Raw genomic sequence first — 23,669 nt, forward strand, 5'->3', positions numbered from 1 at the left:
CGCCAATTCACGTAGGACGGGTCGCAGCCCCTCGGCCAGGGCGATCTTCCGGCCATTGCGGATTGACGGAAGCCGGCCGAACCGTACTCATGCGGCCGGACCGGCAGGATACGGGGAGCATGACGATGACGCAGTGGGACTTCTGGATCGATCGCGGCGGCACCTTCACCGATATCGTCGCGCGCGACCCGGAAGGCCGTATCCGCGCCCACAAGCTGCTCTCGGAAAATCCCGGCGCCTATCGCGACGCCGCCGTGCAGGGCATCCGCGAACTGATGGGCGTTCCGGCCGGTGCGCCGATCCCGCCGGGCGCCATCGACACGGTGAAGATGGGCACGACCGTCGCCACCAACGCCCTACTGGAGCGCAAGGGCGACCGCACGCTCCTCCTCATCACCCGGGGTTTTCGCGACGCGCTGGCGATCGGCTACCAGGCGCGCCCGGACATTTTCGCCAAGAAGATCGTCAAGCCGGAACTGCTCTATGAGCGCGTCGTCGAGGTTGCCGAGCGCGTGCGGGTCGACGGCACGGTCGAGGTCGAACCCGATCCGGCCGAGGTCGAGGCCGCCCTTCGCGACGCCCATGCCAGCGGCATCCGCTCGGTCGCCATCGTCTTCATGCATGCCTGGAAATATCCCGGGCACGAGGCGCGGGTCGCCGACATCGCTCGCTCCGTCGGCTTCCCGCAGATCTCGGTCAGCCACGAGATCTCGCCGCTGATGAAGCTGGTCGGGCGCGGCGACACCACCGTGGTCGACGCCTATCTCTCGCCGATCCTCAACCGCTATGTCGAACAGGTCTCCGCCGAGCTGGGCGGAACGGAGGGCGCCTCGCCCCGCCTGATGTTCATGATGTCGTCCGGCGGGCTGACGGCGGCGGAGCTGTTCCGCGGCAAGGATGCCATCCTCTCCGGCCCGGCCGGCGGCGTCGTGGCGGCGGTCGAGACGGCGCGGCAGGCGGGCTTCGGCCAGGTCATCGGCTTCGACATGGGCGGCACCTCGACCGACGTGTCGCATTATGACGGCGTCTATGAGCGATCGTTCGAAACCGAGGTCGCGGGCGTGCGCATGCGCGCACCGATGATGCGCATCCACACGGTCGCCGCCGGCGGCGGCTCGATCCTGCACTACGAGGCCGGCCGCTTCCGCGTCGGCCCGGATTCGGCCGGCGCCGACCCCGGCCCCGCCAGCTACCGGCGCGGCGGCCCGCTCGCCGTCACCGACGCCAATGTCATGACCGGCAAATTGCGGCCGGAGCATTTTCCAAAGATTTTCGGCGCGGGCCGCGACCAGCCGCTCGATGCCGCGATCGTGCGCGAGCGCTTCGAGGCGCTCGCCGCCGAAATCGGCGACGGCCGCACGCCCGAGGACATCGCCGACGGTTTCCTGCGCATCGCCGTCGAGAACATGGCGAACGCCATCAAGAAGATCTCCGTCCAGCGCGGCTATGACGTCACCGACTATGCGCTGAACTGCTTCGGCGGCGCCGGCGGCCAGCACGCCTGCATGGTCGCCGATGCGCTCGGCATGACGACTGTGCTGGTGCATCCCTTCTCCGGCATCCTCTCCGCCTATGGCATGGGCCTCGCCGACATCCGCGCCGGCCGCAGCAAGGCGGTGGTCCAGAAGCTGGCGCCGGAAGCGCTGCCCGAGCTTCTGGATCTCGCCTCGACGCTCACGGACGAGGTCCATGCCGAACTGGCGCAACAGGGCGTCGAGGCCACCGAGACCTTCGTCCGCGCGCATCTCCGCTATGACGGCACCGACACGGCGATGCCGGTCGAGGTTCTGGCGGCGGGCGCGGACTGGCTACCGCTGGATGAAATCCTCGCGGCGTTCGAGGCGGCGCACCGGAAGCAGTTCGGCTTCGTCTTCGAGGGCAAGGCGATCGTCGTCGAGAGCCTGGAGGTCGAGGCGGTCGGCGGCGGCGCCGCGATTGAGGAACCGGCGCTCGACGCCCCCGAGAGCCGGCCCAAGCCCTCCGAAACCGTCTCGATCTTTTCCGACGGCGCGGCCCATCCCGCCGGCATATTTCGCCGCGAAAGCCTCGCGCGCGGCGCCATCGTCGCCGGGCCGGCGCTGATCATCGAGCCGCACCAGACCATCGTCGTCGAGCCGGGCTGGCAGGCTGAAATCTCGGCCCGCGACCATGTCGTGCTGACGCGGGTCGAGGCGCTCGACCGTCGCCATGCCATCGGCACCGACGCCGATCCCGTGATGCTGGAGGTGTTCAACAACCTCTTCATGTCGATCGCCGAGCAGATGGGCGTGACGCTGCAGAACACCGCCTATTCCGTGAACATCAAGGAGCGGCTCGATTTCTCCTGCGCCGTCTTCGACGCGACCGGCGCGCTCGTCGCCAACGCGCCGCACATGCCGGTGCATCTGGGCTCGATGGACCGCTCGGTCGAGACGATCATCGAGCTGAACCGGAGGGCGATGCGGCCGGGCGACGTCTATGCGCTCAATGCGCCCTATAATGGCGGCACGCATCTCCCCGACATCACCGTCGTCTCGCCCGTCTTCGACGATGCGGGCCACGAAATCCTGTTCTTCGTCGCCAGCCGCGGCCACCACGCCGATATCGGCGGCACGGCGCCGGGCTCGATGACGCCGCGCGCCACCACCGTCGACGAGGAAGGGGTTCTCATCGACAATTTCGTCCTCGTCGAGCAGGGCCGCTTTCGCGAGGCCGAACTGGTCGAACTGCTGACCGACCATCCCTACCCTGTCCGCAACATCACGCAGAACGTCGCCGACCTGAAGGCGCAGATCGCCGCCAACGAGAAGGGCGTCCAGGAACTGCGCCGGATCGTCGAGCATTTCGGGCTCGATGTCGTCACCGCCTATATGGGCCACGTGCAGGACAATGCGGCCGAGAGCGTGCGCCGGGTGCTCGGGAGCCTCAAGGATTCCGAATTCGCCGTCGAAACCGACCAGGGCGCGGTGATCCGCGTGAAGATCCGCGTCGACCGCGAGAAGCGCGAGGCGACGGTGGACTTCACCGGCACCAGCCCGCAGCAGAATACCAATTTCAACGCGCCGGAACCGGTGACGCGGGCTGCGGTCCTCTATGCCTTCCGCGTCATGGTCGAGGGCGACATCCCGATGAATGCCGGCTGCCTGCGGCCGATCCGCATCGTCATTCCCGAGGGTTCGATGCTGGCGCCGCGCTATCCGGCCGCCGTCGTCGCCGGCAATGTCGAGACGAGCCAGCAGGTGACCAACGCGCTGTTCGGCGCGCTGGGCGCGCTTTCCTCGTCCCAGGGCTCGATGAACAACCTCACCTTCGGCAACCAGACCTACCAGTATTACGAGACGCTCTGCTCCGGCGCCCCGGCAGGCGTCTTCAACGACGGCACCGGCTTCGACGGCGTCGACGCCGTGCACGTCCACATGACCAATTCGCGCCTGACCGATCCGGAAGTGCTGGAGTTCCGCTTCCCCGTCCTGCTCGAGGATTTCCATATCCGCGAGGGCTCCGGCGGGCGCGGAAGATGGTCGGCCGGCGGCGGCACCAGGCGGACGATCCGATTCCTGGAGGCGATGGAATGCGCCATCCTCGCCTCGCACAGGACGGTCGCGCCGCACGGGCTCGACGGCGGCGATCCCGGCGCCCTCGGCAAGACCGAGGTGCGCCGCAACGACGGCCGGGTCGAGGTGCTGGAAGGCTGCGACCAGACCGTGCTCGCCGCCGGCGAGGCCGTCATCGTCACGACGCCCACCGGCGGGGGATTTGGCAGGGCATAGGCCGGACTGGAATGAAGCCCTCACATCTCCCAGAGGGAGAGGTGTAAAAGAGCCCCTACCAGCCCTCGACCACCGTCTTGCCGATCGAGCGACCGCTTTCGACCAGTGCATGGACCTCGCGCAGCGTCGCGGCGTTGATCGGGCCGACCCGGTTGGTCAGCGTCGAGCGGATCTTGCCCGCCTCCACCAGCCCCGCGACCTCGTTCAGCAGCTTGTGCTGCTCGACCAGGTCGGGGGTCCGGTGGATCGGCCGGGTGAACATCGATTCCCAGTGAACGCCGACCGCCTTGCCCTTGAACGGCACGATGTCGAGCGTGGGCATGTCGTCGATGACGCCGACATGGCCCTGCGGCGCGACCAGATTCTGGATCGCCGGCCAGTGATGCGGCGTCTGGGTCAGCGCCAGCACGATGTCGACGGCCGGAATGCCGATCCGCGCCACTTCCTCGTCGAGCGGCTTGGTGTGGTCGATGACGTGATGCGCGCCGAGGCCCTCGACCCAGGCGACGGTGTCCGGCCGCGAGGCGGTGGCGATCACCGTCAGCCCGGTCAGCGCCCGCGCCAGCTGGATCGCCATCGAGCCGACGCCGCCGGCGCCGCCGACGACGAGCAGCGTCCGCCTGTCGGCGCCCTCGCCCTTGCGCACGCCGATGCGGTCGAACAGCAGTTCATAGGCGGTGATGGTGGTAAGCGGCAGTGCCGCCGCTTCCGCGCCGTCCAGCGTCGCCGGCTTGCGGCCGACGATGCGCTCGTCGACGAGGTGATATTCGGCATTGGTGCCGGGCCGGTTGATCGTGCCGGCATAGTAGACGGCGTCGCCGGGCTTGAAGAGCGTCACCTCGGCGCCGACGGCGTCGACGATGCCGGCCGCGTCATAGCCGAGCACGCGCGGCGTGTCGGATCCTGCGTTGCGCCGGACCTTGGTGTCGACCGGGTTGACCGACACGGCCTCGACCTTGACGCGGAGATCGCGCGGGCCGGGCTCGGGAACGTCGAGCGTGATGTCGGAGAGGGCGTTGGCATCGCTGGCGGGAAGCGACTTGGTGAAGGCGATCGCACGCATGAGCGGGCTCCATTTCCTTGGCGCCGCGGGAAGCGGCGGACACAGAGCCATTTCGTGCATATTGACCGTTCCCGCAAGAATGCACAATTTTGGCCTATACTGACCGAATGGATACTAATGGAGATCAGCCATGGGCGCGGAGCACGAGAAATGCGATGTCGAGACGACGCTGGAGCTGATCGACGGCAAGTGGAAGGGCGTGGCGCTGTTCCACCTGCTCGACAACACGCTGCGCTTCAACGAACTGCATCGCCGCACGCCGGCTGTGACGCAGCGCGTGCTGACCAAGCAATTGCGCGAGCTGGAACGCGACGGGCTGGTGATCCGCACCGTCTATGCCGAGGTGCCGCCGCGCGTCGAATACCGTCTGTCGCCACTCGGCGAGACGCTTCGGCCGATCATCCTCGCGCTCCGGGCCTGGGGCATCGCCTACAAGGAGCGCCAGCTCGGCGAAAGCGCGGCGGCGTAGAGGAGCGACTCAAGAGGCGTCACCTCTCCCTCAGCGCCGACGATATTTTGCCAACCTCTCCCATGGGGAGAGGTCGACGGCCGAGGGCCGGCGGGTGAGGGGTTCAGCGCTCGCCGGAGAGATCGCCTCCCCTCACCCGGAGCTTCGCTCCGACCTCTCCCTCAGGGAGAGGTAAAGAAGAATGCCGCTCGCCTCCCCTACGCCGCCTGGGCCAGCGCCTGTTCCAGTGCCTGCCAGTCGGCGTGCGTCAGTACCGGCTTGACGCCCATGTCGACCACCGCCGCGAAGACCGGCACCGGCATGGCGGCCTTCATCCCGCCCAGCATGCCGAGCCGCTCGGCCGGGTTCATCGCCGGAATCATGATGCGGATGAACTCCATCATCATGTCGGGATCGACGGAGCCGACAATGCGGCCCTCGATCGCCGCGAGCTCGCCATCCGTGAAGTGCCTGTGCAGCAGCGACAACGTCTCGGTCTCTTCCTCGATCATGTGCTCGTAGTCATGCGCCAGGAATTCCGTGTAGCGGAGATAGAGCGCCCGCAGCATCGGCGAGCGTCGGGACGCCGGGGCCGCCTCGATCTGCCGCAGCCGCGTTTCCAGCTCGTCGAAATCGCGCTCGTGGTGATCGTGGTCGTCGGCCAGCCGCTCGGTGGCGCCGGTCCGGCGCTGCTCGATCTCGGTATGAATGAAGACGTTCTCGTGATGGAGATGCTTGCGCCCCATCGTCACCATCAGGCGCATGTCGCGGATCAGGCCGGCGACATCGGTGTCGTTCAGCGGATCGATGGCGCCGAGGCGCATCATCAGCTGGGCCTGGGCGCGGCGAAGGCCCTTGTGGATGGACGCATAGAGATTGTAGCGCGTTTCGTCGACATAGACGGCGGCAAAACTGGTCATTCCGTAACTCCTCAAACCCCTAGTGGGACGGCGAAGTACAGCATGACGCTAGGGCAGGATGTGACGTTCGTCACTGACATTTCCGGCCACGGGCCGGGCGAGCCTTACTGCGTGTAGGAGAGGGGAATGCTGGCCGGCGGCGTATAGGGGCCGGAGGGCGGCACGGATGGCGTCTGGCCGTTCAGGATCTGGTCGCCCGGATAGGGCGCCTCGGCATCGGGCGCGCCGAGATTGTCGTCGAAGCGATAGGTGAAGGCGCGCTGCTCCATGTTCGCCGGCGCGGCCGGCGGCGGCGTCTGCAGCAGCGTCGCCATCGGGATGCCGGCATTGGGGTCGAGCGGCGTCGGGCCCGGCCTGTCGAGCTTCGGCCGGCAATAGCGCGAGGTACCGCTGGCATTGTGGCGCGCGAGGTCGATGTGGATGTGGTCCTCGTGCAGGCGGTTCGAGCCCGGCCCCAGCACGGTGGTGAAATAGCCGCAGGCCGAGATCAGCGCCTCGCGCAGGAAGGCCTGGCTGGCCGGATCGCCGCGACGCCAGTCGGTGCGGACGCGGATGGTGCGGCCGTCCGCCAGGCGGAAGCCGGCGACGTCGAAGGCATTGGCGAAGGCGTGTTCGGAGAGCTTGTCGCCGTGGCGGTTGTTGCGCGGACGGCAGGCATAGGTGCCCATGGTCAGGACTTCGGTGACCGGCATGCCGAAGCGCGCCTGCGCCGCCGGCTGCACCGCCTCGCGGACCCAGCGTTCCATGGCGTTGGTCATCATGCAGCCGAGCAGCACGTCGCCGCCCGTCACCGCCACCACGCCGCGCTGGAAGGCATTCACCTTCAGCGGCTGCTCGATGCCGCACGCGCCCTTGCCGTCAACCTCGCGCGCCGGGCGCTGGAAGTAGGAAGGGACGACGAGCTTCTGCGCGTAACAGGCTCGCTCCGTCGCGTCCCGCCAGCCTTCCCTTTGCTCCGAAAGGAAGTTCAGGGCGCAGCCGGAGAGCGAAACGAGAGCGAGCACCGACGCGATACGCAACGCTACGCAACTGTACATGCCCCGTAGAATGCGCCCGAAGCTCTTAAAGAATGGTCAACCATACCCGCAACCGGAGCGGGCGGTCGCGCCGAAACTCTACCCGCCCATCGTCTCGATCGAGGCGAAGCCCTCGACAGGGCCCGCCGCCTCGAAGGGCGTCGTCACCTCGACGAAGCGGTCGGGATAGAAGCCGTTGAAATGCGTCCGGAGCGACAGCGAATAGGCGCCGATATGGCCGATCTCGATCCAGTCTCCGACGCCGATGCTTTCCGGCAGGTAGAAGGGCCGCGACAGGATATCGACGGAATCGCAGGTGGCGCCGCAGACGCGGAACGGCACGACCGTATCGCCATCGACCGCGCGGGGACGGCGGGCCGGATCCGGCAGATGGCGCGCCGGCAGCGTGATCTTGCCGGTCCAGGAATCAGACAGCGACGACCAGATGCCGTCATTGATGTAGAGCCGCCTGCCCTTCTTCAGCAGCACGCGGACGACGACCGACAGGCAGCGCGCGACGATCACCCGCCCGGGCTCGGCCACCAGCGGCAGATCGCCAAATCCCCATTCCTCCGCTTCGCGCACGATGTCGGCGATCAGCACGACGGTTTCCGGCCGCACGACCTGCTTGCGCCTGGGGTCACTGCCATAGGCGGCCGGAAAGCCGCCGCCGATGTCGAGCGCGGCGAGATCGACGCCGGCGCGCGAGCGCACCCAGGCGGCCGAGGCGAGCGCCCGCTCATAGGTGCCGGTATCCTCGACCTGGCTGCCGACATGGAAACAGAGCCCGACCTTGAAGCCGAGTTTCGCGATCCGCTCGACGAGCTCGACCGCATGCCCCGGCGCGGCGCCGAACTTCTTCGACAATTCGTAGGCGGCATGTCCCCGCGTCGCCAGGCGGACGAACAGGGTGATCTCCTCCGGCGCGAGATCGCGCGCCCGCACGATGCGGAGGATCTTGGCGATCTCGTCCTCATGGTCGATGGCGATGACGCGGATGCCATAGGTCTCGAGCGCGAGGCGGATATCCGACTGCGCCTTGACCGGATGCATGTAGAGCAACTCGGCCTGGGGCGACACGGCGCGCGCGGCGGCGAACTCGGCCGGCGAGGCCACGTCGAAGCAGTCGATCCCGGCTTCCGCCAACGTCCTGAGCACCAGCGGCTCGCCATTCGTCTTGACGGCATAGGCCATGCGGCCGGGAAAGGCGGATTTGAACGCCAGCGCGTCGGCCCTGAGCACACTCGGGCGGAAACAGTAGAGCGGCTGGTCCGGACGGAGCTTGTAGGCAGCGTCTCGGGCGGTCTCGAAGCGATCCATCCTTCGCGATCCCGTGTGGCCGTGGCCCGGCAACGCTAGCAGCGCGCAGCCGGCACGGGAACCCCGTTCGGCCAGCGCGGGCCTTTCGAGCGGAGTGGATACCGATTCGCGTGAAGAAGACGCGACAGCGCGGAGCGCGCGACGCGATCGGCGTTCCGGCTAGACCGCCGGCGCCGAGGAGCCGATCTCGATGCCGTGGCGGGCACGCAGGAAGCGCAGCGTGCTGGCGACATCGTCCGGGCCAAGGATTTCATAGGCCCGCACCAGCGCGTCGACGGCGGCCGGCGAATGGCCGTGGCGTCGGCCGCGGATCGCCGCGATCGAAGCGAAGGTTTCGACGCTGACCCCGGCAGCCTTGCAGAGCACGGCGAGCGGCATCGTGTCCGGCCGCGCGATCATACGGCTGACCAGATCGACGGGCAGGCCGGCGAATTCGGCGAGCAGGCCCGCCACTTCCAGCATGCGATCGCCGGAGGCCACCGTCGCGATCACCTCGGCGATGGCATTCGACGAAGGCGTGGCGTCCGCAGCATCGGCGGCAGGCTGTCGCGTCCGCTGCGGCAACGGAATGACGACGCCCATCTCCCGGGGCCTTGCGAAGACCCGGCGCGAGCGATCGAGCGCGGGCGCCGAACGGATGTCGAAAACCTGCCCGCGCGTTTCGGGCGTCTCGCTCAGCGCGGCGGCGGCCTGCCGCTGCGCCAGAGTCAGCTCGGCCTCGTCGACGAGGATGGCCAGTCCGCCCTGCGAGAATCGCGCGCCGGGATTCTTCGCCAGCAGCCGCAGCACCGTCCGGTCGCCGCGCGCGAGCAGCGCATCCGACACCGTCTCGGAGACATGCGTACGCGCGGCGATGGCGCAGAGGCGATCCTGCGGCAGATGCTCGGCAAGAGCGGCGAGATGCGTGTCGGCAAAGGCGATCGAGCGGCGCAGCACCGGCTCGGCCGTGCCGATGTCGCGGAGCGACAGGAAATGCAGCAGCGTGGCCGGCGCATTCGTGAGCCCGGCGATGCGATCGACCAGCACGGCACGGTCTTCCGCCGCCATCGCGTCGAAGACGCCGGTGACGATCTCGCAGTAGAGGGCGGCGGTCGACGGCGACACCGCCGCGCCGGCGTTGCCGAACAGATCGGTGATCGACGCCAGCAATTGCGCCCTGCGCGCAGGCGAAGTCGTGGCTTCTGCCTCCGTCCGGCGATCATCCATGCTGGTTTTCCGGCCCTGTTGTCATGGAAGCGGACGGTCGCAGCGAAACCATAAGAAACGATTGAGAGGTGCAGTTTCCGGGATCTTACCGCCAAGGCTTGTATTCGACCGATCGCCGCGTGCGCCCGGAAGATCTCGCCCGTCCTTGACGATTTCGGCGCCGCCGAGGCGGAACAAACCCACTGCCTCGCCGTTTTTCCCCAAAGGGATTTGGGAGATTATTCCACGGCTTACCCGATTTGCGGCAGGATTGCGCCGCCTTCGCGGCAAAACCGGCAAACAGGGCTCTTGCTAGAAAGGCCGATCCCGTTAATATTTACGTTGGAAGTTGGGCGTGAAAGAGAGACCCGGGAGATGTCCATGAGCCTCGCTAAACCGTTCCATCTGCTGGCCGTGAGTGCCGCATTTCTGTTTGTCGCGGCGATTGTACTGGGAGCCATCTAGCGTCCCGCACGGCGACTTGTAACATCGACAGAGTCCTTGGCGATCAGGGCCGGATGTTTTCTTGACAGCCCGGGTTCTATTGTCGGCCTTCGCCTGAAGGCGGCGCCGATGGCGATGTCTGTGCGCTGTCGTGCCCTGCCCGCGAGGCGGGACGGCGACGCGAGGGGCTAGCCGAACACGGCCCGGCTCGCCGCGACCACCGCCATGCCGGCGAACGCCGCCAGGATGTCGCTCCGCCGCCAGAAATAGACGATGGCCGTCGCGACGAAGGCGACATATTCGGCGGGTCCGCCATGGGCGGCGATCGGGCCGAGAATGGAGCCCATGATGGCGAGCGGCAGGGCGCGCAGCCACGCCTCGACCCGCGGCGTCACCACCACGAAGCGCATCAGGAAGAAGCCGCCGATCCGGGTCAGATAGGCCGCGACCGCCATGGCGGCGACGATGATGGCGAAGCCGGACGTGGTGTTCGGATCGATCGACATCTAGGCGCCCCCCTGCTTCGGGGCCGTCGCACCGGCTTTCTGCGGTTTCGTCAGGAAGGCGGCGGCCAGGCTTCCGGCAAGCCCGCCGGCCAGCACATGCCAGGATCCGCCGACGAAGCGATCGAAGAGGATCGCGACGCCGCCGCCGATCAGAAGCGGCAGCAGGTCCGCCCTGCCCTTCCAGAAGCCGCAGGCGAGCGACAGGAAGAATGCGGGCAGGAAGAAATCGAGGCCAAGCCTGTAGGTATCGCCGAGCAACTGGCCGAAACCGGTGCCGGCGATCGTGCCGGCCAGCCAGCCGACCCCGCACCCGAGCCCCATGCCGGCGAACACCGCGACATCGCGCCGTCCGGCATCGCGCTCCTGCATCGCCGTCGCCCAGTTGGCATCGACCATCAGGAACATCGACGGATAGGCGATCCAGGGCGACAGGCCGCGCATCCAGGGCTGCATGGCGGCGCCGAACAGGACATAGCGCGAATTCATCGCGATGACGGCGACGACGGCGGCGACCAGAACGTCCGGCGCGCCCCAGGCGTGCAGCGCCAGCAATTGCGCCGTGCCGGCATAGACGAAGACGCTCATCGAGGCGGCGCCGAGGATCGAGATCCCGACCTGCCCGGCCAGCACGCCGAATATGATGCCGAAGGCGATCATGCCCGGGAGAAGCGCGAGGCCCTCGAGAAAGCCGCGGCGAAATCCGGCAGCGGTGAATGTGGCGGACATCGGAATGTTTCTGAAAGCGAAGACCGGGGAGCCGCCAGCATGCGGCGGTCGCGGAAAGACCCGCGACCCAGCAGAGCGTTAGAACATTCCGCCGCCCCGTTCCAGAGGCCCGCGCGGCGGATGTCCCATGCCGTCGCCGGGACGGCATGCGGAGCGGTGACTACTCCGCCGCCTCGACCCGGATCGGATCATAGTTGAGCACGGGCGCCAGCCAGCGCTCGGCCTCGCGGACGTCCCAGCCCTTGCGGGCGGCATAATCGGCGACCTGGTCCGCCTCGATGCGGCCGACGCCGAAATAATAGCTTTCGGGATGGCCGATATAGAGCCCGGAGACCGAAGAGCCCGGCCACATGGCGAAGCTCTCGGTCAGCTTGATGCCGGCCTGCTTCTCCGCGTCGAGCAGCTCGAACAGGGTCTGCTTCTCGGTGTGGTCGGGCTGGGCCGGGTAGCCGGGCGCGGGACGTATGCCGGCATAGCTCTCGCGGATCAGTTCCTCGTTCGAGAACGCCTCGTCGCTGGCATAGCCCCAGAATTCGCGCCGCACCCGCTCGTGCATGCGCTCAGCGAAGGCCTCGGCGAGACGGTCGGTCAGGGCCTGGCTCAGGATCTTGGAATAGTCGTCGTTCGAGCGGGCGAAGCGCTCGGCCATGACTTCCTCGCCGATGCCGGTGGTGACGGCGAAGCCGCCGACATAGTCGCCGATCCCGGTCTCCTTCGGCGCGACGAAATCCGACAGCGCGACGTGGCGGCGCTTGTCGGTCGAGCGGGCGATCTGCTGGCGCAACGTGTAGAAGGTCGCCTTCTCCGCCTCGCGCGCCTCGTTCTCGTAGAGCGCGATGTCGTCGCCGACCGCGTTCGCCGGCCAGAAGCCGATCACGGCATTGGCCGAGACCCACTTCTCCTCGACCATCTGCTTCAGCATGGCCTGCGCGTCGCGGAACAGCGACCGGGCCACCTCGCCGACCTTCTCGTCCTCGAGCAGCAGCGGATAGGTGCCCTTGATCTCCCAGGTCGCGAAGAAGGGCGTCCAGTCGATATAGGGCACCAGTTCGGCGATCGGATAATCGGTGAACACGCGCGTGCCGAGGAAGCTCGGCCGCGTCGGCCGATAGCCCGACCAGTCGAGCTTGAGGCCGTCGGCGCGCGCGTCGGCGATCGAGATCCGGCGCTTGTTCTCCTGCGCGCGGGCATGCGCATCGGCGATCTTGACGTAGTCCGCCTGGACGTCGGCGACATAGTTCGCCTTGTCGCGGCCAAGCAGGCTGGAGGCAACGCCGACGGCTCGGCTGGCGTCGAGCACGTAGACCGCCTGCCCCTTGGCGTAGTTTGGATGGATCTTGACGGCGGTATGCACCTTCGAGGTGGTGGCGCCGCCGATCAGCAGCGGCACGTCGAACCCTTCGCGCTCCATCTCGGCCGCGACATGGCACATCTCGTCGAGCGACGGCGTGATCAGGCCGGAAAGGCCGATGATGTCGACATTCTCCGCCTTGGCGGTGGCGAGGATCTTCGCCGCCGGCACCATGACGCCGAGGTCGATCACCTCGAAATTGTTGCACTGGAGCACGACGCCGACGATGTTCTTGCCGATGTCGTGCACGTCGCCCTTCACCGTCGCGAGCAGGATCTTGCCGGCCGAGGACGAGCCGGTCGTCCCGAGCAGGCGCTTCTCCTCCTCCATGAACGGCATCAGATAGGCGACCGCCTGCTTCATCACGCGGGCCGACTTCACCACCTGCGGCAGGAACATCTTGCCGGCGCCGAACAGGTCGCCGACGACGTTCATGCCGGCCATCAGCGGCCCCTCGATGACGTCGAGCGGCCGCGTCGCCTTGGCGCGCGCCTCCTCGGTGTCCGCCTCGATGTAGTCGGTCAGGCCCGAGACCAGCGCATGCTCCAGCCGCTTTTCGACCGGCCATTCGCGCCAGGCGAGATCGACCTCCTTCTTGGCGGTGGCGCCGCCCTTGAAGCGCTCGGCGATCTCGAGCAGGCGCTCGGTGCCGTCGGCGCGGCGGTTGAGGATGACGTCCTCGCAGAGCTCGCGCAATTCGGGATCGATCTCGTCATAGACCGGCAGCGCGCCGGCATTGACGATGCCCATATCCATGCCGACGGCGATGGCATGATAGAGGAACACCGAATGCATCGCCGCGCGCACCGTCTCGTTGCCGCGGAACGAGAACGACAGGTTGGAAATGCCGCCCGAGATATGCGCATGCGGCAGGTTCTGGCGGATCCAGCGCGTCGCCTCGATGAAGTCGACGCCGTAATTGTTGTGTTCCTCGATGCCGGTCGCGATCGCGAAGACGTTCGGATCGAAGATGATGTCTTCCGGCGGATAGCCGATCTCGTCGACGAGGATGTGATAGGCCCGCGCGCAGATCTCGATCTTGCGCTCGAAGGTGTCGGCCTGCCCCTTCTCGTCGAAGGCCATGACCACGACGGCGGCGCCGTAGCGGCGCAGCTTCTTCGCCTGTTCGCGGAACGGGTCCTCGCCTTCCTTCATCGAGATCGAATTGACGATCGGCTTGCCCTGGACGCATTTCAGGCCCGCCTCGATCACCGACCATTTCGACGAGTCTATCATCACCGGCACGCGGGCGATGTCGGGCTCGGCCGCCAGCAGGTTGAGGAAGGTGACCATCGCCGCCTCGGAATCGAGCAGGCCCTCGTCCATGTTGACGTCGAGGATCTGCGCACCATTGGCGACCTGCTCGCGTGCGACGTCGAGCGCCGCCGCATAGTCGCCGGCGGTGATCAGCTTGCGAAACTTGGCCGAGCCGGTGACGTTGGTGCGTTCACCGATATTGACGAAGACGGCGGTGGCGTTGGTCATGAGGCGAGTTCAAACGGTTCGAGGCCGGAAAGGCGCAGCTTGGGAGCGACGGTCGGCAGGGCGCGCGGCGCGAGCCCCTGGACCGCTTCGGCGATGGCGTTGATGTGCGCCGGCGTGGTGCCGCAGCAGCCGCCGACGACATTGACGAGGCCGGAACGGGCGAACTCGCCGACCAGCACGGCCATGGCGGCCGGGCTCTCGTCATATTCGCCGAACTCGTTCGGCAGGCCGGCGTTCGGATAGGCGCAGACCAGCGTATCGGCGACGCGCGAGATCTCGTCGATATGGGCGCGCATCTCGCGCGCGCCGAGCGCGCAATTGAGGCCGATCGAGAACGGCCGCGCATGGCGCAGCGAATACCAGAACGCCGTCGGCGTCTGGCCGGAAAGCGTGCGGCCGGAGAGGTCGGTGATCGTGCCGGAGATCATCACCGGCAGCTCGATCCCCTTCTCGTCGAACACGTCCTCGACGGCGGCGACCGCCGCCTTGGCGTTCAGCGTGTCGAAGATCGTCTCGATCAGGATGAGGTCGGCGCCGCCATCGATCAGGCCGCGCGTCGCCTCGGCATAGGCGTCGCGAAGCTCGTCGAAGGTGACGGCGCGAAAACCCGGATTGTTGACGTCGGGCGAGATCGAGGCCGTGCGGTTGGTCGGGCCGATGGCGCCGGCGACGAAGCGCGGCCGTCCCGTCTCGGCCGCCACCGTGTCGGCGGCGCGCTTGGCGACGCGCGCGCCCTCGAGATTGAGTTCGTAGGCGAGTTCCTCCATGCCGTAATCGGCCTGGGCGATGGTCGTCGACGAGAAGGTATTGGTCTCGACGATGTCGGCGCCGGCCTCGAAATACTGGCGATGGATCTTCTCGATCGCGTCGGGCTGGGTGATGACCAGGAGGTCGTTGTTGCCCTTCAGGTCGCGCGGCCAGTCCTTGAAGCGCTCGCCGCGGAAATCGGCTTCCGAGAGCTTCAATTGCTGGATCATCGTGCCCATGGCGCCGTCGAGCACGAGAATGCGCTCGGAAGCAGCGCGCTTCAGGTCGGCAGTGGACGTCGAACTACTCATGGTCTTCTCTCCGCGTTCACTGCATTGCCGCCTCTCCCACAGGGAGAGGTCGGGGTGAGAGCCTTGGGGCTCCCTCGCCGCACGAACGATTCCGTCAACACGCCTTCGATATCACCCAACCCGCTCCCGGGGGGAGAGGGCCGAGAGCGCTTCAACCCCATCCGCCTTCGCCGGCCGCATGCCGAGCAGGTGGCAGATGGCGTAGACGAGGTCGGCGCGGTTCATCGTGTAGAAATGGAACTCGTTGACGCCGCGGTCCACCAGATCGAACACCTGTTCGGCGCAGACGGCCGCCGCCACCAGCTGGCGGGTCGAAGCGTCGTCCTCCAGCCCTTCGAAACGGGCGGCGAACCAGGCCGGCACGCTGGCGCCCGCCTTTTCGGCGAACTTCGCCGTCTGGGTGAAATTGATCACCGGCACGATGCCCGGCACGATCGGAATGTTGATGCCCGCCGCCGCGGCGCGGTCGAGGAAGGCGGAATAGAGGTCGTTGTCGAAGAAGAACTGCGTGATGGCGCGCGTCGCGCCGGCGTCGACCTTGCGCTTCAGGTTGTCGAGTTCCGTCTGCCAGTCGCGGCTTTCGGGATGGCGCTCGGCATAGGCGGAGACGGAAACCTCGATTTCCGGATGGCGGCGGCGGATGGCCGTGACGAGGTCGGACGCCTGGGCATAGCCGTCCGGATGCGGCTGGTACACCGTGCCGAGGCCGGTGATCGGGTCGCCGCGCAGCGCCACGATGTGGCGCACGCCGGTTTCGGCGTAGCCGTCGACGACGGCGTCGATCTCGGCCTTGCTGGCGCCGACGCAGGTCAGGTGCGCCGCCGGCTTCAGCGACGTCTCCTGCAGGATGCGCGCCACGGTGGCGTGGGTGCGCTCGCGGGTCGAGCCGCCGGCGCCATAGGTCACCGAGACGAAGGACGGCGACAGCGGCGCGAGCCGCTCGATCGACGCCCACAGGGTCTCTTCCATCGCTTCCGTCTTGGGCGGGAAGAACTCGAACGAGACCTTCAGCCCCGATGCGCCGACGCCATTGCGGCTCGCCCGATCGATCGTCTCACGCATCACGCCGTCTCCAACCCCTTCGAGGCCCCGGCCACCACGAAGCGCGGATCCCGCGCCAGCCAGAGCGTTACTGTCAATTGTTCGGTCGCGGAGTTCGCCGCGAGATCGGTGGCGCCATCGAGCACGAGGCCGGCCTGCTCGATCCAGCCGCGCATCACCTCATGCGAGAAGCCGAGCCGGCGATGCGCATGGCGCTCGCGCAGGAATTCGAGCCCGTGCGGGGCGAAATCGACCACCAGCAGCCGGCCGCTCGGGCGCAGCACGCGCGCGGCTTCCTTCAGCGCCACGGCCGGATCGTCGAGATAATGCAGGACCTGATGGATCGCCACGAGGTCGAAGCTGTCGCGCGGCATGGGCAGCTTCATGATGTCGCCATGGCGGATCTGCGCGTGGGCGACGCCGGCCTTGTCCAGATTGGCGCGGGCGACGGACAGCATCGCCGTCGAGGCATCGATGCCGACGCCCTTGCGATAGAGCGGCGCGAACAGTTCCAGCATCCGGCCGGTGCCGGTGCCAATGTCGAGGAAGCTGTCGATCGGCTTCGCCCCGAGCAGGTCGCGCATCGCCGCCTCGACGGCGGTGTCCGGCACATGCAGCGAGCGGATCGTGTCCCAGTCGGCGGCGTTCTCGGTGAAATAGCGCTCGGCGTTCTGCGCGTGCTCGCGCTTGACGCCGGCGAGCCAGTCGCGATCGCGCGCCAGCGCCGTGTCGGCGGGATCGGCGAGGCCGACGAGATCCTGCACCAGCCGCCGCTCGGCGCCGGATTCGGAGATGCGGTAATAGACCCAGGCGCCCTCGGGATTGCGCTCGATCAGGCCGGCCTCGGTCAGGAGCTTCAGATGGCGCGAGATGCGCGGCTGCGACTGGCCGAGAATGGCGGTCAGGTCCTTGACGGTGAGTTCGCCGGACGAGAGCAGCGCCAGGATGCGATAGCGCGTCGCCTCGCCGGCCGCCTTCAGCGCCGTGATGATCGCGTCTGTCGAAAGAGCCGCCTGGCCCGCCATGGTTCTACGCTCCGCCCGCCCGAGACCCGGCCACAAGGCCGCTTCGAGTTGACGGAAGATATAAACATATCTTTATATCTGTAAAGGGACTTGTCAGACGATCTCCACGCTTTGCGCCGCCCGATCGGCGATCGCGACGCGGATCCGCGCGGCCGAGAAGCGTCCGGCGAGATCGACGAGATCGTCGATCGCCGCCTCCAGCGCGCCCTCCCCGTTCGCCTGCAGAGTGACGACGGCGCGGCGTGTTTCCGGCGTCACCAGCGAGCGCGCGTCCTGCCGCCAGTTCCAGCGCCGGCAGAGCACCTTCTCGGCGTCGGCATAGACGACCTCGCCCTCCTTCGGCGGATCTTCCGCCGACGCGCCGGCCCCGTCCTCGCCCGCCGCCATGTCGAAGAAGCTGTCGCCGGGACGGGCGAAGCGGAAGGCGAGATCGCCGGAGATCCGGTCAATGTCGTCGGCGCCGAGCGGCAGGACATGGGTGAGCGACACGGCGTTGTAGGCGTCGACGAAACTGTTGATCGCCGGCAGCGGCCGATCGGCCAGCACGTTCTTGACGAGGCGCTCGACCGAGGAACGGTAGCTCGTCTTCTTGATGCCGAAGGCGCGATAGGCACGGCGCCAGGCGGCGACGCCCGGGATCTCGGAAAGCTCGGTCGCGCCCCAGCGACGGCGCGTCTCCGCCTCGCGCTCGGCGATCAGCGCCGCGAGCTCCGCCTGCCGCTCCGGCCGGATCTCCAAATCGTCGGCGACGACCAGGGCGACGCGGAAATCGGGAAACGCGGTGACGAGTTCGGAGATATCGAGGCGCATGATCCATCCCTTCGGAGCGACGCCCGTGTTTGCCCTGACGGCGGCGGCTTGCAAAGGTCCGCCGTTCCGGAAACGCCGGGCCGAAACGAAAAAAGGCGGCGCTTTCGGCGCCGCCTTTCGCGAGGACGTTCCAGGCCCTACTCGGCCGCGGCGGCGAGGCCTTCCGTCGGCAGGCCCAGCTTCTTGGCGACGCCGATGCCATATTCCGGATCGGCGCGGTAGAAGTGCACCAGCTGGCGATTGACGATCTCGACCGGCACGCCCTGCATGGCGGCGGCGAGGTTGCTGAACAGACGGTCCTTCTGCTCGGCGTTGAACAGGCGGAACAGGTCGCCCGGCTGCTTGTAGTCGTCATTGCCGATGCGGTGGTTGAAGCGGTCCGCATCGCCCTTGAGCTTCAGCGGCGGCTCGGCGACCGACGGATCCTGCTTCGGGCCATTGAAGGAATTCGGCTCGTAATAGGCGTCGTTGTTGGTCGCCGGCGGGAAGAAGCGCATGGCTCCGTCCTTGTGGTAGTTGTGCACCGGCACCTTCGGCGCGTTGACCGGCAGCGCCTCGTAATGGGTGCCGAGGCGGTAGCGATGCGCATCCGCATAGGAGAAGATGCGCGCCTGCAGCATCTTGTCCGGCGAGAAGCCGATGCCCGGGACGATGTTCGACGGCGAGAAGGCGACCTGCTCGATCTCGGCGAAGTAGTTTTCCGGGTTGCGGTTCAGCTCGAGGATGCCGATGTCGATCGGCGGATACTCGGCATGCGGCCACACCTTGGTGAGGTCGAACGGGTTGTACGAGGTCTTGTCGGCGTCGGTCTCCGGCATGACCTGGACCTGCACCTTCCACTTCGGGAACTCGTTCCGCTCGATGGCGCCGAACAGGTCTTCCTGCGTCGATTCGCGGGTCTTGCCGACGACATCGGCCGCCTCGGCATTGGTCCAGTGCTCATGACCCTGCAGGGTCTTGAAGTGGAACTTGACCCAGAAGCGCTCGTTCTGCGCGTTGATGAACGAATAGGTGTGCGAGCCGTAGCCGTTCATCTTGCGCACGGAGGTCGGCAGGCCGCGATCCGAGAACAGGATCGTCACCTGGTGCAGGCTCTCCGGCGACAGCGACCAGAAATCCCACATCGCCGTCGGCGAGCGCAGGTTGGTCTTCGGATGGCGCTTCTGCGTGTGGATGAAGTCCGGGAACTTCAGCGGATCGCGAACGAAGAACACCGGCGTGTTGTTGCCGACCAGGTCCCAGTTGCCGTCTTCCGTATAGAACTTGAGCGCGAAGCCGCGCACATCGCGCTCGGCGTCGGCCGCGCCGAGCTCGCCGGCGACGGTCGAGAAGCGGGCGATCATCGGCGTCTTGGCGCCGGGCTGCAGCGCCTTCGCCTTGGTGTATTTCGAGATGTCGCCGGTGACGGTCAGCGTGCCATACGCGCCCCAGCCCTTGGCGTGCACGACGCGCTCGGGAATGCGCTCGCGATTCTGATGGGCGAGCTTCTCGACCAGTTGCCAGTCCTGCAGCAGCACGGGGCCGCGCTCGCCGGCGGTCAGGGAATTCTGGTTGTCCGCGACCGGCGCGCCGGCCGTCGTCGTCAATTTGTCCGTCATGACGCCCTCCAACTTGTGTGGCGACAATTCGAGCCGCCTTCGGGATGGCCGTAAGATGCCACGCGATTAGACCGGTTCCAAATCATATTGAATGCGAGTTGCGATAAGAATAACTTATCGAACATGTCCCAGACCCATTCCCGGCGAACCCGACCGTGATCACGCTCCGCCAGCTCCGCTATTTCGAAGCGGTCACCCGCCATCTGCATTTCGGCAAGGCGGCGGCCGAATGCGCTGTCACCCAGCCGGCGCTGTCGCAGCAGATCTCCGAAATGGAGGCGACGCTCGGCGTGCCACTGCTCGAGCGCGGTGCGCGCCGCATCGCGGTGACGCCGAAGGGCGAGGAGATCGCGCGCCGCGCCGTGCGCATCCTCGGCGAGATTCGCGACCTGACCGATTTCGCACGCCATGGCGGCGGCGTGCTGTCCGGCCCGCTCCGCATCGGCGTCATCCCCTCGATCGCGCCCTATCTGCTGCCGAAGGCGCTGCCGCTGGTGCAGCGCACCTATCCGTCGCTGGAGCTGCAATTGCGCGAGACGCAGACCGGGGCGCTCGTCGACGAACTGGCGCAGGGCAAGCTCGACGTGGTGCTGATGGCCCTGCCGGTGCGCGACCCCGCCTTCGACAGCCTGCCGCTCTTCGTCGACCGCTTCCTGCTGGCGTCGCAGGCGGGATCGACCGCCTCGGTCGCCGGCTTCGCCAGCCCGGAGATGATTCCGCCCGACCGACTCCTGCTGCTGGAGGAAGGCCATTGCCTGCGCGACCAGGCGCTGACCTATTGCCGGATCCCGCGCTCGGAGAAGGTCAGCGGCTTCGGTGCGGCGAGCCTCTCGACGATCATGCAGATGGTGGCGAACGGCTATGGCGTGACGCTGCTGCCGGAAATGTGCGTCGCCGTCGAGGCGCGCGACGCCCGCATCGTGCTCTCCCGCTTCGGCGAGCCGGAGCCGCAGCGCGAGATTGGCCTGGTCTGGCGGCGCTCGTCGCCGCGCCGCGGCGATTTCGAGGCGCTCGGCCGCCTGCTGGTGGCGGCGGCCCGGCCAGCGCTGGACGATGATTCGCCCCTCGATGCCGGAGCAACACCGGCGATCGCACCCGAACTTGCCAGGGCCTGAGAGGTCCCCCGCGACTGGCACCGCCGGTCGCCATGCTCTAGCTTGGCCGTCGATCTCGACATCAGGGGTAGAACGATGCGATACGCACTGCTCGCCACCGCCGGCCTCGTCTCCGCCCTCTGCATGGGCAGCGAGGCGCAGGCCAAGATCCCGCTCGTCAACGCCACCTGCCCGAAGAACATCGAGGTCCATGCCGACGAAGGCGGGCCGATCTACATTAATGGCAAGGAAGCCGAGCTGAAGAAGTTCAACGACAGCTACTTCGAGGCGAAGGGGAGCGGCGTGACGATCTCGCTGTCGATCAATCCGGATGGCTCCGCGAGCGTTTCCTACACCGGGAAGCACGGCGCCAACGGCGTCTGCACCGTCAGGTAGACGGATCCCAATTCGGCCGGGTACAGCGCCACACGCCACCCGGCCCGACAGGTCCCGCTCCCGCGCCTACCGCTTCACCGCAATGAGGAACAGCCGCGGGAATCGCAGCAGCACGCGGCCATCCGACATCGGCGGATAGCAGGCGGCGACACGTTCCAGATAGGCTTCGAGGAACGCCTCGCGGAGATCCGGCTCGATCGGCTCCAGATAGGGCCGAAGGCCGGTTCCCTTCACCCATTCGACGATCGCGGCGGCGTCGGCGAGCGGGTGGTTGTAGATCGTGTGCCAGACGTCGAGGCGGCTCGACTTGTCGCCCAGCGCCTCGAAATAGACGGAGGGCGACGGCAGCATCGGCCGCCGGATCGTCCGGTCGGCGAAGGCGCCGGCCCAGGGGCTGGAATGGGCCACCTCCTCCATCAGCATGTGGGTCGGCTCGCCCAGATTGTCCGGCATCTGCACGGCGAGCACGCCGCCCGGCCGCAGGCTGTCCATCAGCCGCACCAGCACGGCGAGATGATCCGGGATCCACTGGAACAGCGCGTTGGCGAACAAGAGGTCGACCGGCTCGGCCGGCGCCCAGTTGGCGATGTCGGCCTCGGCGAAGGTGAGCGCCGGCAGCCGCTTGCGCGCGGCGACCAGCATGTCGGGGGCGGAATCAACCCCGACGATCGCGGCGGAGGGGAAGCGTTCGGCCAGAAGCTCGGTCGAATTGCCGGGGCCGCAGCCGAGATCGACGACGGAGCGCGCCTCCGCCAGCGGCACCTGCGCCAGCAGGTCGCGCGCCGGGCGCGTGCGCTCGTCCTCGAACTTCACATATTGGCTCGCCGACCATGCCAGCTGATCCATCTTGGCCCCCTGTCTCATTCCAATCCGTCCAACCTGCACGGCTTCGCCTGCAGAACATAGAAGCCGCGCGACCCGAACCTAGCCCCGTTCGGGGACATTTGCGTGAATGCGGGCCGCGCCTGCACGCGCATGCAATGCGCGGCCTGTCGGATTCGTTCAATGACCCGCCGCTCCTGGCGGACCCTTGACGGCGCATAGCAGCCCCGGCGGGCCGCGCCCCATGCCGCCGCACCGTCCCGATTGTACGCTCGACACAGCGACCGCGATCCTTGTGACGCGGATCACAGACAGGGACCGGGGTGCGTGAGAAGCTGCAATCAAGATGGCGCTCCGGAAGACGAGCCGCCCAACATGACAACTGGGAAGACGCACTCCTCCCAACGGCCGGTCCCTGCGACCGGCGCGGCCCGAGCCCGGCGCTGACCTCCGCCCTTCGAGCCGACCGACTTCCCGTGGCGCGACGGCGCGGCGGAACCGAGACCCTTGGCTCCCCCGAAACGGGGCCGAGGAAGGGCGAACGGCCTTGCCCCTGCCCCCCTAGACCCAGGCAGGGCCGTTCGCTGAACTCTTCGCCCGACACGGGCAAACCGCCATACCGGCAGGGCCGGTGGGGCGGCGGACGGTTCCCAGGCCCGCTGCGCCGCAGAGCGCGGGCCAGGGGCCGTCCGCTGTTTTTTGGGCTCCGATTCCGTCTTTTCCCATGCCGCGGACGCGGCCTTCGGCACCGCAGCAACACAATTCGTCGACATTGCCGCGAAAATCGCTACGACCGTTGCGATGAATGATCGATGCCCGCCCCTGCCGACGGCCCTGCTGGATTACCTCGCCTCCGTCGAGCCGGGGAGAACCGTCCTCCATCGCCATGGCGACCAGGAGAGCGGACAGGAGAGCGGACAGGACGGCGCCGCTTCCGGCAGCTGTTCGGCGAGCCCCGCCGCCGCCAAGATCGCCTATTTCCACGATCCCGCGACGGCGAGCGTCTACGAGATTCATTTCGACCAGCACTCCAGCTCGACCATCCGCATCGACCTGAACCGGCTCGAGGTGCACAAGAAGCTTGCCCGCTTCATCGAGCACGGCATCGAGGAGCGCGAGATCCGCTGGCTGACGGCGCTCGAATCAAGCGGGCTGGTGCCGCGCCTGATCGGGCACAGCCCCGGGCTGCTTCGGATGAACTATGTCGGCGAGCCGGTGCGGCGCTACAACCTGCCGGCCGACTGGCGCGACCAGGCCGAGGCGATTCTCGCGGCGCTCGCTTCAGCCCGCTGCTGCCACAACGACATCAAGTGCGACAACCTGATGGTGCGCGACGGCCGGATCACGCTGGTCGATTTCGGCTGGGCGACCGCAGACGGCGATCCGATCCCTTCGCACTGGCCGCAGGGCATCGGTCGCCAGCACCGGCTCGGCGTCCACCGCTTCGACGACCGCCACGCCATCCACGCGGCGCTCGCCTCGGCCGAGCGCGACGAGGTCGACCGCTCGATCATCCTGCCGGCCTAGGTCGCGGGCCCCTGAACTCGAACCAAGCCCCTCACCCCAACCCTCTCCCGCCAGCGGGAGAGGGAGCGCCAACGATCAGCCGGCG

The 23,669-nt window shown here is 67.4% G+C and carries 17 protein-coding genes and 1 pseudogene; 5 read left to right on the forward strand and 13 right to left on the reverse strand.

What is annotated here, in order from left to right; genetic code table 11:
• The first annotated feature begins 119 nt into the window (after positions 1-119).
• On the forward strand, positions 120-3,749 hold the full coding sequence (locus tag OSH07_RS09795) for a hydantoinase B/oxoprolinase family protein (RefSeq protein ID WP_266338448.1): 3,630 nt from the start codon (positions 120-122) through the stop codon (positions 3,747-3,749).
• A gap of 55 nt (positions 3,750-3,804) precedes the next feature.
• Here OSH07_RS09795 and OSH07_RS09800 read toward each other — a convergent pair whose 3' ends face one another.
• Positions 3,805-4,812, reverse strand: coding sequence for a zinc-binding alcohol dehydrogenase family protein (locus OSH07_RS09800; RefSeq protein WP_266338449.1), 1,008 nt, complete (start codon positions 4,810-4,812; stop codon positions 3,805-3,807).
• A gap of 130 nt (positions 4,813-4,942) precedes the next feature.
• Here OSH07_RS09800 and OSH07_RS09805 point away from each other — a divergent pair, with 130 nt between their 5' ends.
• Positions 4,943-5,281, forward strand: a complete 339-nt coding sequence (locus OSH07_RS09805) for a winged helix-turn-helix transcriptional regulator (RefSeq protein ID WP_266338450.1) — start codon at positions 4,943-4,945, stop codon at positions 5,279-5,281.
• A gap of 197 nt (positions 5,282-5,478) precedes the next feature.
• Here OSH07_RS09805 and OSH07_RS09810 read toward each other — a convergent pair whose 3' ends face one another.
• From OSH07_RS09810 to OSH07_RS09860, 11 genes and pseudogenes are all read right to left on the reverse strand, one after another.
• Positions 5,479-6,180, reverse strand: a complete 702-nt coding sequence (locus OSH07_RS09810; RefSeq protein ID WP_266338451.1) for a hemerythrin domain-containing protein — start codon at positions 6,178-6,180, stop codon at positions 5,479-5,481.
• 104 nt (positions 6,181-6,284) lie between these two features.
• Positions 6,285-7,184, reverse strand: coding sequence for an extensin-like domain-containing protein (locus tag OSH07_RS09815; RefSeq protein ID WP_266338452.1), 900 nt, complete (start codon positions 7,182-7,184; stop codon positions 6,285-6,287).
• A gap of 111 nt (positions 7,185-7,295) precedes the next feature.
• Positions 7,296-8,516, reverse strand: coding sequence for an alanine racemase (locus OSH07_RS09820; RefSeq protein ID WP_266338453.1), 1,221 nt, complete (start codon positions 8,514-8,516; stop codon positions 7,296-7,298).
• Positions 8,517-8,675: 159 nt separating this feature from the next.
• Positions 8,676-9,722, reverse strand: coding sequence for a DUF2336 domain-containing protein (locus OSH07_RS09825; protein ID WP_266338454.1), 1,047 nt, complete (start codon positions 9,720-9,722; stop codon positions 8,676-8,678).
• Positions 9,723-10,333: 611 nt separating this feature from the next.
• Complete coding sequence (locus OSH07_RS09830) at positions 10,334-10,651, reverse strand: AzlD family protein (RefSeq protein ID WP_266338455.1); 318 nt, start codon at positions 10,649-10,651, stop codon at positions 10,334-10,336.
• Positions 10,652-11,377: an AzlC family ABC transporter permease gene (locus OSH07_RS09835; protein ID WP_266338456.1), complete on the reverse strand. Its 726-nt coding sequence runs from the start codon at positions 11,375-11,377 to the stop codon at positions 10,652-10,654. It lies immediately after the preceding gene.
• A gap of 160 nt (positions 11,378-11,537) precedes the next feature.
• Positions 11,538-15,271, reverse strand: a pseudogene (metH, locus tag OSH07_RS09840) (methionine synthase).
• Between the two features lie 111 nt (positions 15,272-15,382).
• On the reverse strand, positions 15,383-16,333 hold the full coding sequence (gene metF, locus OSH07_RS09845) for a methylenetetrahydrofolate reductase [NAD(P)H] (RefSeq protein WP_266338457.1): 951 nt from the start codon (positions 16,331-16,333) through the stop codon (positions 15,383-15,385).
• Positions 16,333-17,337 carry an ArsR/SmtB family transcription factor gene (locus tag OSH07_RS09850; protein ID WP_266338458.1) on the reverse strand — a complete coding sequence of 335 codons (1,005 nt, stop codon included), beginning with the start codon at positions 17,335-17,337 and terminating at the stop codon, positions 16,333-16,335. Before OSH07_RS09850 ends, metF begins: the two co-directional genes overlap by 1 nt.
• Before the next feature lie 93 nt (positions 17,338-17,430).
• A complete protein-coding gene (locus tag OSH07_RS09855; RefSeq protein WP_266338459.1) occupies positions 17,431-18,147 on the reverse strand; it encodes a B3/B4 domain-containing protein in 717 nt (238 codons plus the stop codon).
• Positions 18,148-18,284: 137 nt separating this feature from the next.
• On the reverse strand, positions 18,285-19,745 hold the full coding sequence (locus OSH07_RS09860; RefSeq protein WP_266338460.1) for a catalase: 1,461 nt from the start codon (positions 19,743-19,745) through the stop codon (positions 18,285-18,287).
• Positions 19,746-19,900: 155 nt separating this feature from the next.
• Between OSH07_RS09860 and OSH07_RS09865 the strand changes: the two genes are divergently transcribed.
• Both OSH07_RS09865 and OSH07_RS09870 read left to right on the forward strand, forming a co-directional pair.
• Positions 19,901-20,860, forward strand: a complete 960-nt coding sequence (locus OSH07_RS09865; RefSeq protein ID WP_266338461.1) for a hydrogen peroxide-inducible genes activator — start codon at positions 19,901-19,903, stop codon at positions 20,858-20,860.
• Between the two features lie 75 nt (positions 20,861-20,935).
• Positions 20,936-21,235 carry a hypothetical protein gene (locus OSH07_RS09870; RefSeq protein WP_266338462.1) on the forward strand — a complete coding sequence of 100 codons (300 nt, stop codon included), beginning with the start codon at positions 20,936-20,938 and terminating at the stop codon, positions 21,233-21,235.
• A 66-nt stretch (positions 21,236-21,301) separates the two neighbouring features.
• On the opposite strand, the gene tam is transcribed toward OSH07_RS09870, so the two are convergent.
• A complete protein-coding gene (tam, locus tag OSH07_RS09875; RefSeq protein ID WP_266338663.1) occupies positions 21,302-22,072 on the reverse strand; it encodes a trans-aconitate 2-methyltransferase in 771 nt (256 codons plus the stop codon).
• Positions 22,073-22,858: 786 nt separating this feature from the next.
• On the opposite strand from tam, the gene OSH07_RS09880 reads away from it, so the two are divergent.
• Positions 22,859-23,584 (forward strand): phosphotransferase, encoded by a 726-nt coding sequence (locus OSH07_RS09880; RefSeq protein ID WP_266338463.1) that lies wholly within the window; start codon positions 22,859-22,861, stop codon positions 23,582-23,584.
• The last annotated feature ends 85 nt before the right edge of the window (positions 23,585-23,669 follow it).

Origin of the sequence: Kaistia nematophila, assembly GCF_026343855.1 — a bacterium.
GTDB lineage: Bacteria > Pseudomonadota > Alphaproteobacteria > Rhizobiales > Kaistiaceae > Kaistia > Kaistia nematophila.